We start from the raw sequence: 15,301 nt of genomic DNA, 5'->3' as shown, positions 1-15,301 counted from the left end.
TTGAAGAATATTAGGCTTCAAACTTCAGCTTTCACAACTCACATTTTACTTTTCACAAATCCACAGCTTTTACTTCTTTACATTCACTTTTATTGATGCTTCATTTTTAAGAGACATTACACCGCTGGTAATCAAAGTATCTCCAGCCTTTAATCCTGAGAGAATTAGAATAGAAGAATCTGTTCTTGTCGTAGCATCCACCATTACTTCTTTGGCTTTGCCCATATTGGCAATGTATACTTTTTTACCGCTTTGCACCGGAATTATAGCTTCTGATGGCACTACAATGGCATCTTTTACAATGTTAAGAGGCAGTTTTACATCAGCAAAAGTTCCCGGGAAAAGCTTTCCGTCTACATTATCCGCAATAGCACGAATTTGCAGCGTGCGTGTCGCTACTTCAACTTCCGGCTCGATGGCGTATATTTTTGCGGTATAAACTTTATCAGAACCTGAAACGCTAAAATCAATAACAGATCCGGATTTTACTTGTGAAGCATACTTTTCAGGGATTGAAAAGGTAATTTTTAGCTTACCGGTGTTTACCAGTTTGGCAACCAGAACGGTAGGAGTGATGTAGGTTCCCGGAGAAATAGATCGCAAACCAACTTTTCCTGAGAAAGGAGCTTTAACTGAAGTTTTAGCGATCTGAGCTCTGATTAACTGACTTTGTGCTTGTGCAGAGGCATGATCTGCTTTAGCAACGTCAAATTCTTCCTGACTGATCGCTTCTTTCTGAAGTAGTAATTTTGCTCTTCTCTCATTTTCCGCAGCCAGACCTTCGCGGGTTACGGCTTGTCTAAGCTGTGCTTTTAATTCGATGTCATTTACCTTAAAAAGTACCTGTCCTTTGTTTACAAAACTGCCTTCATTGAAATAAATCCCTTCAACGATTCCCGAAACTTCACTCCGAATCTCAATCTGCTCATTGGCTTCGATCGAACCTGATAGTGACAGATTGTTGTCGAAGGTAGCGGTTTTCACCACTATTCCGGTTACTGTAGTAGGAGTGTCTTTGTCTCCAAACTTTTTCGATTCGTCGTTTTTCTTTTTATTCGACACGACTCTGTAGGCAATAAAACCTCCTAACACAATGATCAGTAGGGCGTAAACTAAGTTTTTTACTTTCATAAACTTGAGGTAAATGTATTTTTTTGGTATATGTTTTTAGTAAGCACACAAATTTAACTTTTTGTTGTGAAATCTGGAGAGCTTAGCTTTTATTTAACATTTGTACGTACAAACATTACATAAAACCATATTTAGACTCTTTTTCTGTACCAAGGTTTAATGCGGAACTAAAAAAAAACTTTTAATAGTTTATAGTTGATAGTTGATAGTTGATAGTTTATAGTTTATAGTTGATGGTTTATAGTTGATGGTTTATAGTTTATAGTTTATAGTTTGTAGTTTATCGCTGATGACTCATAACTCATAACTCATAACTCATAACTCATAATCCATAACTAACAACTAAGTAATTGATAACTCCGTAAAAAAAATAAAAGTTCTTTTCTATGGTTTTACCCACAAAAAGGGTAGAACTACGGGTTCTGGAAATCAATAAAATCCGACAAAGATATTTTTAGATGTATTTTGTCCGATTTTATTTGCACTTTATCGATTTTATTCGTAACATTGATAGGCTTAAACAAAATGATCTGTTTTTTCGGGAATAATAATGTTTTTGAGGGTTAAGCGTTAAAATATGTAGGTTTTTTATTTGATTTAAAGTTAAAATAGTTGAATAAATAAACAGTGTTGTTAACAACTGTTTAGACATTTTTTAAGTTTCATCCCCAAATTTACTTGTTTATGCTGAAAAAATTACTTGTTGGTTTATGGATGGCATTGTTGGTTGTTGCTATCTCATTTCTCTTCTGGCAGAATGAATTTAAGTACAGTTTGCCTACACCGGTTCCTCAAAATTACAAAGCGATAGCTGTAGGAAGTAAGATTGATTTAAAATGCTGTTTGGCAGATCGAAAGCCTATTTTTATCCATTTTTTTAACCCTGACTGCCCTTGTTCTCGCTTTAACATTCCTCATGTTTCGGAACTCATTAAAAAATATGGTGACCGGATTAATTTTAAAATTGTGGTGCTTAACAAAGAACGATCTTTCTCCATAGCCGAAATTCAGAAAAAATTTGACGCCAGGATTCCGGTTTACTTCGATCAGGCCATAGCAAAGAGCTGTGGTGTATTCTCAACCCCGCAGGCTGTTCTTTTGGATGGTTCTCAGAATTTGTATTATCGCGGAAACTACAATAAAACCAGGTATTGTACCAATGCCGACAGTAATTATGCTCAAATGGCGATTGATTCCTTATTGAAACAAAATCATTCTCCTTCGTTTGATGCCCTAGCTCTAAGAGCTTATGGATGTTCGTTACCAAAATGCAATAAATAAACCAAATTCTTAACCTAAATCATTTTAATTTATGAAAACAAGAGCCAGTTTGAATGAACAAGATTATTTGCACAATTTCATGTCTACGATGACTCAACGATCGGACACCATTGTTAATTATGTTTTAGCGATTTATTTTCTTTTCGGGATTGCTTTAGCTTTTAAATACGATACGTTTGAAATTGGAGTAGGTGTAGGTGTTTTAAATTTGCTGTTGTATTATTCAGCAAAGTTTTTCTTTAAAAAATCTAATTTTTACCAGTATGTGCTGGCTATTGTTTTGGCTATATTTATGGCACAGTACATTTATCAAATGCATGGCTTGTTTGAAATGCACTTTACCGTTTTTATTGCCAGTACGATTTTAATTATCTATCAAAACTGGAAACTTCAAATTCCTTTGACGCTTCTGGTGGTATTGCATCACGGAGCTTTGGCATATCTGCAAAATCAGGTTTTCAATGACCCAAAAGGATTACAGTTGTATTTTTCCCAAGTCAATTTTGATGTGGAAACTTTTATAATTCATGTTGTTTTGGCCGCAGTGGTATTTTTTATGAATGGGTACTGGGCCTATTATTTTAAAGAACACAGTCAAAACCACATTTCTAAAATTTCAGACGAATATGAATTAGAGAACATGAAACTGGCTTCTGCAAAGTACAGTTCACTAACCGCTACTAAAGATTACAATGATTTCATTCACAGAACTACGCTGGATTTAAAATTACCGGTTAGCTCTGTGCTTAAACTTATTGACGTTTCGAAAGGACATACCGATAATGATAAATTATTAAATTATCTGGAAATGATGCGTGAAAGCGCCAAAAGAATTGATGATCTGGTAAACGATATTCATGTGAAATCTACTGATAGCAGGAATTAAAATAAGGAGTTGTATTGTGTTTTAAATCAGTATTTTAATGCTTTTAAAATGCAAACCCAAGATCAAAAAATGTTATTGCTTATTAATTTTAAATACAGGATTTATGGACAACAGAATTACCCGCCCGACTCCATCCGACAGAGAAGTCGACTGGAACAAAACAAAAGTATTATTAAGTAAAACAGATACAAAAGGAACCATTTTATATGCAAATGAGGCATTTATTGATGTTTCGGGGTATGATGAGCATGAATTAATCGGTCACGCTCATAATATTGTCCGTCATCCGGATATGCCAAAAGTAATTTTTAAATTTCTATGGGACAGTATTAAGTCAAGTCAGAATATCCATGTCATAATCAAAAACATGTCTAAAACGGGACGATTCTATTGGGTGGTAACCGATTTTAAGATTATCGCCGATGGTGATGGTGAAATTGTTGGCTACTTCGGAACCCGAAAATCAGTGCCCGAAGAAATTATTACTAAGTTTATTGACCCTCTGTATAAAAAACTGCTGCACATTGAAGAAGTAAGCGGAATGGGTGCTGCGGAAGATTATCTGATTGGCTTTTTAGAAGAACGCAAAAAAACATACATGGAATATGTTGATCATCTAATTGCTACCGGAAAAGACGACAAGAATAAAATAAGCAAAGGTCTTTTTAGTGGTCTTTTTGAAAAGAAAGCAACTCCTAAAAAATAGAAACTTCATTAGACTATATATACTTCATTGTAAAAGATAAGCATTCAACGCAGAAGAATTTGTCCCCCAACGAATTCAAATCACCAAAAACATCAGTTGTTGAAAGCAGGTTCTTTACCACAATGAAGTATATTTTTTTTGCATTTCCCACAAGCCTTCGACTTCGCTCAGGGTGACTGTAGCACACTTGTATTGAATTTAGTTTCCATAAGCCTTCGACTTCGCTCAAGGTGACTGAAGTATACCGATAATGAGTCTCGATTTGAAACCTTAAAACCTTAGCCCCTTTAACTAATATAATTCCAAATATTCTTCTTCTTAGTCAGTTCGATAAAAACAGCTTTAAGTATGGCGTGTTCCGGTTTTTGAAGCGGTCCGTCTTCTTTTAGAATTTTCATGGCATAGTTACGGGCGAGACCCAGAATATCCCTGTCGCGAACAATATCAGCAATTTGAAGGTTTAAGACCCCGCTTTGTTGTGTCCCCATTAAATCTCCCGGGCCACGTAATTTTAGGTCTACTTCGGCAATTTCAAAACCATCGTTGGTCTGAACCATGGTTTCCATTCGTGTTTTACTGTCGGAGCTTAATTTGAAACTCGTCATCAGAATACAATAACTCTGTTCAGCACCACGCCCCACACGTCCGCGTAACTGGTGCAGCTGCGATAGTCCAAAACGTTCTGCGCTTTCAATGATCATAACACTGGCATTAGGTACATTTACACCAACTTCAATCACGGTAGTGGCTACCATGATATTGGTTTTACCTTCAGAGAAACGCTTCATTTCAGCATCTTTATCAGCAGGTTTCATTTTTCCGTGGAGAATAGAAATAGCGTATTGAGGCAATGGAAAATCACGCGAAATACTCTCGTAACCGTCCATTAAATCTTTAAAATCCATTTTTTCCGATTCCTGAATCAGCGGATAAACAATATAAATCTGTCTTCCCAGAGCGATTTCATCACGTAAAAACTTCCATACTTTCAAACGATTACTGTCGTATCGATGTACGGTTTGAATCGGTTTTCGTCCGGGTGGTAATTCGTCAATTACAGAAATATCTAAGTCTCCGTACAAACTCATGGCCAAAGTTCTCGGAATAGGAGTAGCCGTCATGACTAAAATATGCGGAGGAATGTCGTTTTTCTTCCACAATTTCGAGCGCTGTTCTACGCCAAAACGATGCTGTTCGTCAATTACGGCAAGTCCCAGATTCTGAAACTTCACCTTGTCTTCCAGTAGCGCATGTGTACCAATCAGGATCTGCAAACTTCCGTTTTCAAGTTCTTCGTGGATTATTTTTCGGGCTGCAGTTTTACTTGAACCAGTTAAGAGTTTAATGTTGATATTTAGTGTTTTAGCCAATTCAGACAATCCGATAAAATGCTGATTGGCAAGGATTTCTGTAGGAGCCATTAAGCACGCCTGAAAACCATTGTCTATCGCCAAAAGCATGCTCATAAAAGCCACAATTGTCTTTCCCGAACCTACGTCTCCCTGCAACAATCGGTTCATCTGGGCATTGCTTCCCATATCAGAGCGAATCTCTTTGATTACTCTTTTTTGCGCATTTGTTAAGCTAAAGGGTAAATGATGCTGATAGAACTCATTAAAAAATGTTCCAACTTTCGTAAAAGGATGCCCTTTTATTTTATGCTTTCGGATCAGGTTTTTAGTAATTAATTGAAGCTGTATAAAAAACAATTCCTCAAATTTGAGTCGGTATTGCGCTTTCGCTAAAGCATCGGTGCTTTTAGGAAAATGGATGTTGAATAAAGCCGCTCTTTTAGAAATAAGCCTTAATTCTTCGATTAGATAAGCCGGAAAAGTTTCGGTGAATAAAGCCTGAGTTTCCAGAAACAGCTGCTCCATTAGTTTATTAATGGTGCGGTTCGAAATTCCCTTGTTAGCCAGCGTTTCCGTGGATGGATAAACAGGCTGCATGGCTGAACGAAGACTTCTTTCATGTTCGTTCCATAATTCAATTTCCGGATGCGCCATACTAAATTGGCTTCCGTATAAAGAACATTTTCCAAAAATCACACAAACTTCATTCAGCTTCAGACTCTCACGAATCCATTTATGGCCCTGAAACCAGTTTAGGTCCATTTGCCCCGTATCATCTACAAAAGTAGCTACCAGACGCTTTTTATTCTTGGCAAATTCAACGGTTTTGATATTAATTATTTTTCCAATAATCTGTACCTCAGAGCCTGTATTCTGAAGCTCGTTAATTTTGTAATAACGCGTTCGGTCTATATATCTGTTCGGAAAAAAATTAACCAAATCCCCATATTTATGAATGCCCAGTTCCTTTCGAAGCAGCTGCCCACGACTGGGACCAACGCCTTTTAGGTATTCAATGGGAGTTTCAAGGAGATTATTGGACATTTTATTTATTGTAGATTTTAGGTTTTCGATTGAAGAGTATAGAAAATAGAATAAAGAACATAGAGTATTTATTAATGAGTATATAATCTCGATTTAAGTCTTTTGTCTATATTCTTTATTCTATTCTCTACTTTCAGTAATTGCGAAGATAGATTTTAATTAGGAAATTTGAAAGTCTGAAATAGTTGATTACCTATTTTAATAAATAAAGATATTGAGTAGATTTGTTTAGATGTTTTAGACCAAAAACCTATATGATGACTAACGAAGAAAAAGTTCCTTTTGAAACCATGAATTTTGCGGGTGTTACTTTTAAGGTAATTAACCGACACGAAGCACACACTATTATTGGAGATCTTACTGATTTTAACAATCAAAAAATATACAATGTTTTTGAAGATACCTGGCGCTTTCCGGACTATGAAGAAAATCCCATATTTCTTTTAGCAGAAGATGATGTAGAAATCGATTCTTTTGAAATGGATTACAGTACGGATGAAAATCAGGATGTTTTTATACTCGGATTCATTTTCAAAGGCAATCTAACAGTTAAAAAACTGATCAGTTCTTTTGATACGGATAATTCGCCCACTTTAATTGTTTTAGGAGAAACAATCGCTGCAAATATTACTTTGTTTGGAAGTGTGCATTATTTGGGCGGAGGGTTAAAGTGCGATTCGCTTTTAGGAGAATACAATCATGGAGAACTTTTTGTAAAAGGTGATGTTACCGCCTGGTTGATCTACAGCGAGGATATGTGGATGCATTTTGAACGTTTTACCAATGTTCAGGCAATTGTTAATGTAGGAAGACCTGATGTTTTGATTTGCAGCAATCTGACGGATACTGACGGATCAATTGTTACCATTGAAAATTATCTCCCTTCAACACACCGATTGAGTGATATCGTAAACGATTCTTTTGTTGAATATTCTGATGACGGAACGGAGATTTTGGGCAATAATTATTATGATGATTTCTTTAAAAAAGGACTTTCAATTGTCGATCAGGATAAGGCAGATAAGTATCTGTACACCGATTTTCGTGCTCAGTTTAAAGAAGCTGTAGCATATATTTCTGAAATGGATAAATTCAAAGAAGATGAAAAACTTTACAGCAGCATTGAAAATACCACGTACCTCTTTGTTTCCTTTGATTATGAAGGAAAGAAATACAGTCAGCTCTCAGAAGAAATTGGAAACGGATTTAATATTAGAATGCGTGGCTTATGGTGTCATGATACAGAAGAGATTACACTCATTCTTGAATATCTCGACGATGAGGGGAATCCGAAATACCAATGGATGAACGATGAAACGATAAACGGAATAGAGTTTTATTGCGTAAAACGCGCTGTGATAGAAGCTTTCTATTTTCTTACTTCAGAGGCAGAAGAGGAAGAGGAGAGTGAAGAAATGGAAGAAGATGAAGAATACGATAATGGTTTTTCATTAGAAGAATTCGCTGTGCAGTTCGGTAATTATGCTTTGCCGGCAGATTTAGTGAAGCTGTATGAATTCGAGCAGGAGTATGGCCCGGAAACTTATTCGGAATGTTTTGGTTTGACGATTACAGAAGACAAGACCGGTATAAAAACGTGGTCAGAAAAAGAAGAGTTTTACAATAGTTTTATCGAGTTTGCAGGAGCCAACGGTTCCGGAAGTTCGTATGCGTACTGGCTGATAAATGAGGATTTAAACGATTGCCCAATAGTCGTTTTCGGCGATGAAGGAGGGATTCACATTGTAGCTGAAAATACGAGCAAATTAATTCATCTTCTCACTTTAGATACCGAAATTTCAGTTGATTTCGATTCTGTTTATTTTTACAAGGACGAAGAGTATTATGAAGAGAACGAAAATAAGGAGGAGTTTCAGCAATGGGTTAAAAAGGAGTTCAGCTTTGATCCGCTAGAAACCAATGAAGAAATAGAAGAAATTGTAAGCGAGGCTCAAAACAAATACAAAAAGCGACTGAATGATTTCTTAATCAGTTTTGATATTGAAATAGGCGAAGACAACGAATAGTTGAGATCTCTACAAAATCGAAATTTCTATCTTTGAATAAAATTTATAAAAATGACTACACATTTAGCACTTTTACGCGGGATCAACGTTTCCGGTCACAACATGATAAAAATGGAAGCCTTGAAAACAATGTTAGAAAACATGGGCTTTCAAAACGTACGCACTTATCTGCAGTCTGGAAATGTATTTGTGGATACAGAAGAAGAAAGTGCTTCAAAAGTAGGTTTTATGATCAAACAGGAAATTTTTAAAGTTTTTGGACACGAAGTTCCCGTAATTGTAATTGCGAAAGAAGATCTGGAATTGTGCTTCTCCAATAATCCATTTTTAAAAGAAAAAGATATTGATATCAAGAAACTCTACATCGTTTTTGTCTCGATTGCCTTGAAAAAAGAAAGCATCCACGATTTAAAAATAAGCCAATTTAAGCCCGATGAAGCCAGTATTGATGAAAACCGCATATATATTAAGTATGATATTGGTGCCGGAAAAACAAGATTGGAACTGAAATACATTGAGAAAAAACTAAATGTAATAGGAACAATGCGCAATCTGAATACTGTTACTAATTTGCTCAATATGTATGTTTAGATCTTTAGATTTTTGGATTTTGGGCCTTGATTGAAGAAATGAGAATCAGACAGAGTCCCGAAACTAGTTTTTTGGAATTAATTCTTCGTAAGATCTAAATAGTCTAAGCTAGTCTAACAATCCAAAAATCTAGCAATCTATCTACTCCCTAATCCATTTTAACATCATCGGAAAAGCCGGTTTTCCCTCTTTTTCGGCACGATCACTTCCTAAAGCAAGACCGATCCATTCGAGAAAAGGCAGACCGATATAATTTCCTGTAGTAAAATTAGAGATCAGCCATTCAGAATCATTTTTATAACCATTAGGATGAAAAACCAGCTCTAATGGTAATTTTAAATGAGTGCATGCGGCAAACGACCATAAAATAGCGCCCATTTCTTCGGCTTCAGTGGGCCAGTCGGAGGCCATTTTCTCCGTTCCAACGAGTTTTCTGTCGGAAGCAGGAGTTACCGCAAGATGCCCAGCTTCATGTAGAATATCTCCCGGGTATAGTAGTTTAACATAATCAATAATAACACAATTCGGACCTAAATCTAAGCCCGGCAGAAAAGTATCATTCAATTTCTTTTCAACTACATCTATTCCGATCTCAGTTAGAAAAGATAAAATTTTGCTTAATTCTGGATTTTCCTTCATGAATATATTTTGATTGATGAATTAATCTAATTGGTTGTCTACAGATTTTAAACTAAATCGCAATACCAAAAGCCAAAATCAAAAGCATCATTGGAATTGGTATCGCAAGCTGTATTTGAGGTTTCCTGCGCTTTAGGTTTTTCATACTTGCGATAAACGATTTCACCTATCTCAAAAGAAACAGGTTCAGAGAAAATTGGACCATCAAAAGTAAAAGTATGAAATTCACCGTTTTCGCCGCAAACATCCACATTTTCAGGTAAGTCATTAATGAAATCCTGATCGATAATGCGTCCCACAAAACTTTTATCTAAAAAACGTTCGTTCACGCATACCACAATCGTTTTAAACCCAAGGGCAATAAATTTCTGTATTAAATCCTGAGTCGGAATTTTCCAAAGAGGGAATACACCTTCAAAACCTATTTTAGCCAATTGAGTTTCGCGATACTTTCGTAAATCTTCCAGAAAAATATCCCCAAAAATTGAATGTGTGATGCCCTGACTTTTTAATTCAGCTAAGGTTTGATTCATAACATCTTCATAGGTTTCCATTGTGGGCATCTCAGGGATTTGCATTATTTTCAAAGGCAAACCGAGACTTTTCGCTTGTGCTTCCAATAATTCGACACGAACACCATGCATTGAAATTCGCTGATACTGCTGATTAACACTGGTCAGTAAACATTCAATTTTGAAGTCAGGATTTTGTAAAATTTTATATAGGGCAAGAGCAGAATCTTTTCCACTGCTCCAGTTGAATAACGCTTTTTTAGGTATTGGCATGCTGTTGTAATTTTGTATCGTAAACTTACAACTTTCATTCGATTTGTTTGTCAAACCTTTGTAACTTTGGAATTTCGCCCTCAATTTTGGTTCAATGAAATACATTCTTCTATTTTTTACCGCTTTTACTTTTGCACAGCAAACACAATTTGTTGATTTTAAATCCGTTTCCGGACAATTGTCTGTGAATGCTGTCGAAAAAACAATTTCAGGTACAGTCGATTATCAATTTGAGATTCTAAAGCCCATTGATACGATCAGGATTGATGCAAAAAACATGACCTTTTCTAATGTTCAAATTGACAACAAAGAAGTTGTTTTTATAAGTACTGATAAAGAATTGAAAGTTGTAGGTAATTTTCAAAAGGGAGAAAATCATCTTACTTTTCGGTACAGTGCCAAACCAAAACAAGCCCTGTATTTTGTGAATATGGATAATTCCGAAGTACAAATCTGGACACAAGGGCAGGGAAGGTATACCAGTAACTGGTTTCCAAGTTTTGATGACGTCAATGAAAAGATGGTTTTTAGCTTAGGAATTACTTACAATACTGCATATCAGGTGATTTTGAATGGTGTTTTAGTAAATAAAACAAATAATGGCAATCAAACTCATTGGCAGTATAAAATGGACAAGCCGATGAGTTCTTATCTGTTAATGCTTGCAATTGGAAAGTATGATAAGAAAGAGCTAAAGGCAAAATCCAGAATTCCGTTAGAATATTATCTGGAAAACAAAGATGCAGATCGTTTTGAACCGACGTATCGTTACTCGAAGCGTATTTTTGATTTTCTGGAGAAAGAAATAGGAGTTAAATACCCTTGGGAAATCTACCGCGAAATTCCGGTTCGTGATTTCTTATATGCCGGTATGGAAAACACAACTTCAACGCTTTTTGCTACCCGATATGTAGTGGATTCTATTGGTTTTGAAGATCGGAATTATACCAATGTAGATGCACATGAGCTGGCACATCATTGGTTTGGGGATCTAATTACAGCTGAAAGCAGTACGCATCATTGGCTTCAGGAAGGTTTTGCTACTTATTTTGCAGCTCTGGCCGAAAAAGAAATTTACGGAGATGATTTTTTCTACTCCAAATTATACGATACCGCACAGCAGTTAAAATTTGCCTCCAGAACTGATTCGATTCCGGTTTTAAATGCAAAAGCAAGTTCTTTGACTTTTTATGAAAAAGGAGCCTGGGCTTTGTTTGTATTGCACGAATCCATTGGCGATAAAGCCTTCAAAAAAGCCATAAAAAGTTATCTTAAAAAATACGCTTATCAAACAGTAAACACCCAAGACTTCTTCGATGAAATTAAAAAGGTCTCCGATTTTGATTTGGAAAAATTTCAGAAAACCTGGCTGGAATCTACAGTTTTTGATACGCCAACAGCAAACGCTTTATTGAGTAAAAACAAATCAATTCAGGTTCGATTAGAAGTAGATAAACTAAAAAAGACAGCTTTAGCAGAGAAAGAATCTTTTTTAAGTAAAACTTTAGATTCAGATATTTACTATTCTGTAAAAGAATCCATTGTTAATCAATTAGAAAACGAAAAATACGAATCAAAGAAAGCATTATTGTTACAAGCTCTGAAAACGAATAACCTTCAGGTTCGACAGGCAGTTGTGGCTACTTTGACTAAAATTCCGGAAGATTTTAGAGTAGAATACGAAAGCTTGCTTGACGACAAATCATATCAAACACAAGAAGTTGCTTTGTATTGGCTGTGGAGAAATTTTCCTGAGCATCGCACCCGATATTTGGATAAATCAAAAAATTGGATTGGTTTCAATGACTACAATCTAAGAACGCTATGGTTATCCTTAGCACTTTCAACAACTAATTACGCTAATGATTCAGAAGCCTTAATTTCAGAGCTAATCGCTTTTTCTTCTGCAAAATACGAAGCGACAACCAGACAAAATGCTTTGGAGAAACTTATTGCTTTTAAGATTATCAACGATGCTGTTTTAACCAACTTAGTTTCGGCAACAACTCATCACATGTGGCAATTTTCAAAGTTTGGGAGAGACACAATCCGACTTTTACTAAAAAATACAGATATGCGTGCTTCGTTTGAAAGAATTTTGACTAATTTAAACCCCGATGAACAATTTCAACTGAAACGTTTGTTGGCAGAGGAAGTGAAGAAATAGCAATTTTTAATATTAATAAAAAATAGAGTTGAGTAATCGTAAAAATAGTATTAGTGAATACTTTTAACTCAAAACTCAAAACGCATAACTTAAAACATATGAGAGCATTGGTTATTTCTGGTGGAGGAAGTAAAGGGGCATTTGCCGGCGGTGTTGCACAATATCTGATTGAAGAAAAGAATCACGAGTATGATTTGTTCATAGGGACTTCTACAGGTAGTTTGCTAATACCTCATTTAGCCTTAGGACACATTAAAAAAATTCACTCTGTTTATACCAATGTTACCATGGGCAGTATTTTTAATATTTGTCCGTTTGTCGTTAAAAACAAGGACGGAGTTGACATTGTAACCATAAATCATTTTAACGTATTACGTCAGTTTTTCAAGGGAAAACGGACTTTTGGTGAAAGTAAAGGTTTAAAGAGATATATTAAAAATAATTTCTCAATATCAGATTTCAATAAACTTAAAAAACTGAATAGTGACATAGTCATAACGGTAACTAATTTTACCAAAAATGAAGCAGAATACAAATCTGTAAAAGATTGTAGCTATGAAGAATTCTGCGAATGGTCTTGGATTTCCAGTAATTATGTTCCTTTTATGAGTCTTGTTGAGAAAAACAACTACGAATATGGCGATGGAGGATTTGCGAGTTTAGTACCTATTCGTGAAGCCATTAATCGCGGGGCAACAGAAATTGATGTCATCATTTTGGAAACCGAGGTAAATATGGATAGAACGGTCATCGGTAAAAATCCGTTTTCTTTAATGATCGATTTGTTCCGAATTGCTTTAGATCAGGTCGAAAAACATGATATTACTATCGGGAAGCTTCTGGCCAACAATAAAAATGTAAAACTCAATCTGTATTATACCCCAACTAAACTAACAGATAACGCCCTTATCTTCAATCAGGAAGTTATGAAAGAGTGGTGGGAACAAGGTTTTGAATATGCTCAGAATAAATCTGAAGTTATGAGTGATAACAGATAGTCTTTCTTAGACTTTATAGATTGTTAGATTATTCGAAAGACAGGAAAAGAACTCATCATAAGATTTAATTTCAGAATCAAAGTAGTCTAAGTCAGTCTAAAAATCTAACAATCTAAAATTCCAAATATCTAGAAAAGTTCCGCTACTTCATTCTTGATAAACGCTAAAGCTGCATTACTTGGAGATTGTTTCTCTAATAAGTCATTTAAAATGACCTCACGCAATTTATCGGCACTGTCTACGCGATCACTCATAGCAGTTTTACGGATGATCTGTATGGTTGAATTTTTTGCTGTGGTAATAATCGTCCAGCATTCATCTGACATATAAATTTGTTGCGTTAGATTGTGCTCAAATTCTTGTTCAATCTGATCGATTACGAAATTCTCGTAATCGTGTTTTTCATTTGAGATTGGAGCGATTCTGATCAATAATTTAGTCAGGTTGATGCGTTCCAAATATAAAGTCATACGCTCGTAAGCTTGCAAACGTATAGGTAACGATTCTTTATGTGCTTCTTTGTTAAGCAAAAAATTACGCTTTTTGTCGAAATTCTTAATGTGCAGTTCAAAAAAACTGTAGGCAACAAATCCGGTCACGACAGCAGGCAAAGTGTAACTGGCTAATTCTATAATTCTTGTAAAATCCATTGGGTTTAAATTTTTAGCAAAAATATACTTTTCGGGGAGAAATCCACTTTAAAATTATTGTAATAAATAAACTGGAAGCCTACTTTTGTGATGAGATTTTTAAATCACTTCAAATACAATCGGAATGGACTCCTACATTATAATTTTACTTTGTTTAGCTGCTTTTGCAGCAGGATTTATTGATGCTATAGTAGGTGGCGGTGGATTAATTCAAACACCAATGGGTTTGATTCTATTGCCAAATTTACCGGTTTCTACGGTGATAGGTACGCTAAAACTGCCGGCTTTTACCGGAACTTCTTTCGCAGCCTTTCAATATCTCAAAAAAGTTGTAATTCAATGGAGACTTTTAATAATCATGATGTGCCTGGCCGTTCCGGCTGCATTTCTGGGCTCTACCTTGTTAACTTATGTCAGCAATGATTTTATGAAACCTCTATTATTGGTTGTGTTATCCCTTCTACTGATTTATACTTATGCCAAGAAAAACTTCGGACAACATGAAGCCAAAGATCATTCGGCTGGAATACAAATACTGTATGCTGTTGTCATCAGTATCATTGTTGGCTTTTATGACGGTTTTATCGGTCCCGGAACCGGAAGTTTTTTTGTGGTGGCTTTTATAGCATTACTGGGATTTGATTTTCTTCATGCTTCAGCCAATGCTAAGATGGTAAATTTGGCTACCAACTTCGGTTCGATCTGTTTGTTTATGATGAAAGGAAAAATAATCTGGACAATTGCAATTCCAATGGCTGTCAGTAACGGACTTGGTGGATGGCTTGGTGCAAAACTTGCTATTAATAAAGGAAACGGGTTTATTCGTATCTTCTTTTTAATCGTTGTAATTGGTACATTAATACGATTTTCGTATGATGTATTTTATAAATAAGAGGTGCTGAGTTACTAAGGTTCTGAGGGACTAAGTTTTCATAAGTTTTCGTTTCTAGTAGTTTGCAACAAATATCAAATAATGCGTTTGTAAGCTTAACTCTAAACTCTCTTGAAATTTTAGATAAACTTGTCTATTAAAACTTTAGTATC

13 protein-coding genes are annotated in these 15,301 nt (G+C 35.6%); 8 read left to right on the top strand and 5 right to left on the bottom strand.

All coding sequences use genetic code 11. The annotated features are described in order from the left end of the window. Positions 1 to 69: 69 nt before the first annotated feature. On the bottom strand, positions 70 to 1,131 hold the full coding sequence (locus ACAM30_RS18710) for an efflux RND transporter periplasmic adaptor subunit (RefSeq protein WP_369616079.1): 1,062 nt from the start codon (positions 1,129 to 1,131) through the stop codon (positions 70 to 72). Between the two features lie 684 nt (positions 1,132 to 1,815). Between ACAM30_RS18710 and ACAM30_RS18705 the strand changes: the two genes are divergently transcribed. The 3 genes from ACAM30_RS18705 to ACAM30_RS18695 all read left to right on the top strand — a co-directional run bounded on the left by ACAM30_RS18705 (position 1,816) and on the right by ACAM30_RS18695 (position 4,004). Next, positions 1,816 to 2,412: a TlpA family protein disulfide reductase gene (locus ACAM30_RS18705; RefSeq protein WP_369616078.1), complete on the top strand. Its 597-nt coding sequence runs from the start codon at positions 1,816 to 1,818 to the stop codon at positions 2,410 to 2,412. Between the two features lie 31 nt (positions 2,413 to 2,443). Beyond that, complete coding sequence (locus tag ACAM30_RS18700; RefSeq protein ID WP_369616077.1) at positions 2,444 to 3,298, top strand: hypothetical protein; 855 nt, start codon at positions 2,444 to 2,446, stop codon at positions 3,296 to 3,298. Between the two features lie 103 nt (positions 3,299 to 3,401). Beyond that, complete coding sequence (locus ACAM30_RS18695) at positions 3,402 to 4,004, top strand: PAS domain-containing protein (protein WP_369616076.1); 603 nt, start codon at positions 3,402 to 3,404, stop codon at positions 4,002 to 4,004. A gap of 287 nt (positions 4,005 to 4,291) precedes the next feature. On the opposite strand, the gene recG is transcribed toward ACAM30_RS18695, so the two are convergent. Further along, entirely contained in the window at positions 4,292 to 6,400 is a 2,109-nt protein-coding gene (recG, locus tag ACAM30_RS18690) for an ATP-dependent DNA helicase RecG (RefSeq protein WP_369616075.1), read from the bottom strand. Between the two features lie 254 nt (positions 6,401 to 6,654). On the opposite strand from recG, the gene ACAM30_RS18685 reads away from it, so the two are divergent. Together ACAM30_RS18685 and ACAM30_RS18680 are read left to right on the top strand one after the other, a co-directional pair. Beyond that, the gene (locus ACAM30_RS18685; protein ID WP_369616074.1) at positions 6,655 to 8,427 is read left to right on the top strand and encodes a hypothetical protein; all 1,773 of its coding nucleotides are present in this window, start codon (positions 6,655 to 6,657) and stop codon (positions 8,425 to 8,427) included. Positions 8,428 to 8,478: 51 nt separating this feature from the next. Further along, a complete protein-coding gene (locus ACAM30_RS18680; RefSeq protein ID WP_369616073.1) occupies positions 8,479 to 9,018 on the top strand; it encodes a DUF1697 domain-containing protein in 540 nt (179 codons plus the stop codon). Positions 9,019 to 9,159: 141 nt separating this feature from the next. On the opposite strand, the gene ACAM30_RS18675 is transcribed toward ACAM30_RS18680, so the two are convergent. Continuing rightward, the gene (locus tag ACAM30_RS18675; RefSeq protein ID WP_369616072.1) at positions 9,160 to 9,657 is read right to left on the bottom strand and encodes a hypothetical protein; all 498 of its coding nucleotides are present in this window, start codon (positions 9,655 to 9,657) and stop codon (positions 9,160 to 9,162) included. Positions 9,658 to 9,704: 47 nt separating this feature from the next. Beyond that, positions 9,705 to 10,442 carry a diphthine--ammonia ligase gene (locus ACAM30_RS18670; protein WP_369616071.1) on the bottom strand — a complete coding sequence of 246 codons (738 nt, stop codon included), beginning with the start codon at positions 10,440 to 10,442 and terminating at the stop codon, positions 9,705 to 9,707. 94 nt (positions 10,443 to 10,536) lie between these two features. Between ACAM30_RS18670 and ACAM30_RS18665 the strand changes: the two genes are divergently transcribed. Continuing rightward, positions 10,537 to 12,609, top strand: coding sequence for a M1 family metallopeptidase (locus ACAM30_RS18665; protein ID WP_369616070.1), 2,073 nt, complete (start codon positions 10,537 to 10,539; stop codon positions 12,607 to 12,609). Positions 12,610 to 12,707: 98 nt separating this feature from the next. Next, a complete protein-coding gene (locus tag ACAM30_RS18660; protein WP_369616069.1) occupies positions 12,708 to 13,607 on the top strand; it encodes a patatin family protein in 900 nt (299 codons plus the stop codon). Positions 13,608 to 13,735: 128 nt separating this feature from the next. Here the strand turns inward: ACAM30_RS18660 and ACAM30_RS18655 are convergent, their stop codons facing one another. Next, positions 13,736 to 14,257 (bottom strand): hypothetical protein, encoded by a 522-nt coding sequence (locus ACAM30_RS18655; RefSeq protein WP_369616068.1) that lies wholly within the window; start codon positions 14,255 to 14,257, stop codon positions 13,736 to 13,738. 124 nt (positions 14,258 to 14,381) lie between these two features. Between ACAM30_RS18655 and ACAM30_RS18650 the strand changes: the two genes are divergently transcribed. Beyond that, complete coding sequence (locus tag ACAM30_RS18650) at positions 14,382 to 15,149, top strand: sulfite exporter TauE/SafE family protein (protein WP_369616067.1); 768 nt, start codon at positions 14,382 to 14,384, stop codon at positions 15,147 to 15,149. Positions 15,150 to 15,301 lie beyond the last annotated feature (152 nt).

Source organism: Flavobacterium sp. CFS9 (genome assembly GCF_041154745.1).
In the GTDB taxonomy this organism is placed as follows: domain Bacteria; phylum Bacteroidota; class Bacteroidia; order Flavobacteriales; family Flavobacteriaceae; genus Flavobacterium.
Note: the sequence above shows the minus strand (reverse complement) of the source record. Positions and strands in the feature narration are given on the sequence as shown.

Bases quoted from the DNA above. Each gene is read 5' to 3' on its own strand.
- ACAM30_RS18710 (WP_369616079.1), bottom strand. From the start codon at position 1,131: ATGAAAGTAAAAAACTTAGTTTACGCCCTACTGATCATTGTGTTAGGA.
- ACAM30_RS18705 (WP_369616078.1), top strand. From the start codon at position 1,816: ATGCTGAAAAAATTACTTGTTGGTTTATGGATGGCATTGTTGGTTGTT.
- ACAM30_RS18700 (WP_369616077.1), top strand. From the start codon at position 2,444: ATGAAAACAAGAGCCAGTTTGAATGAACAAGATTATTTGCACAATTTC.
- ACAM30_RS18695 (WP_369616076.1), top strand. From the start codon at position 3,402: ATGGACAACAGAATTACCCGCCCGACTCCATCCGACAGAGAAGTCGAC.
- recG (WP_369616075.1), bottom strand. From the start codon at position 6,400: ATGTCCAATAATCTCCTTGAAACTCCCATTGAATACCTAAAAGGCGTT.
- ACAM30_RS18685 (WP_369616074.1), top strand. From the start codon at position 6,655: ATGATGACTAACGAAGAAAAAGTTCCTTTTGAAACCATGAATTTTGCG.
- ACAM30_RS18680 (WP_369616073.1), top strand. From the start codon at position 8,479: ATGACTACACATTTAGCACTTTTACGCGGGATCAACGTTTCCGGTCAC.
- ACAM30_RS18675 (WP_369616072.1), bottom strand. From the start codon at position 9,657: ATGAAGGAAAATCCAGAATTAAGCAAAATTTTATCTTTTCTAACTGAG.
- ACAM30_RS18670 (WP_369616071.1), bottom strand. From the start codon at position 10,442: ATGCCAATACCTAAAAAAGCGTTATTCAACTGGAGCAGTGGAAAAGAT.
- ACAM30_RS18665 (WP_369616070.1), top strand. From the start codon at position 10,537: ATGAAATACATTCTTCTATTTTTTACCGCTTTTACTTTTGCACAGCAA.
- ACAM30_RS18660 (WP_369616069.1), top strand. From the start codon at position 12,708: ATGAGAGCATTGGTTATTTCTGGTGGAGGAAGTAAAGGGGCATTTGCC.
- ACAM30_RS18655 (WP_369616068.1), bottom strand. From the start codon at position 14,257: ATGGATTTTACAAGAATTATAGAATTAGCCAGTTACACTTTGCCTGCT.
- ACAM30_RS18650 (WP_369616067.1), top strand. From the start codon at position 14,382: ATGGACTCCTACATTATAATTTTACTTTGTTTAGCTGCTTTTGCAGCA.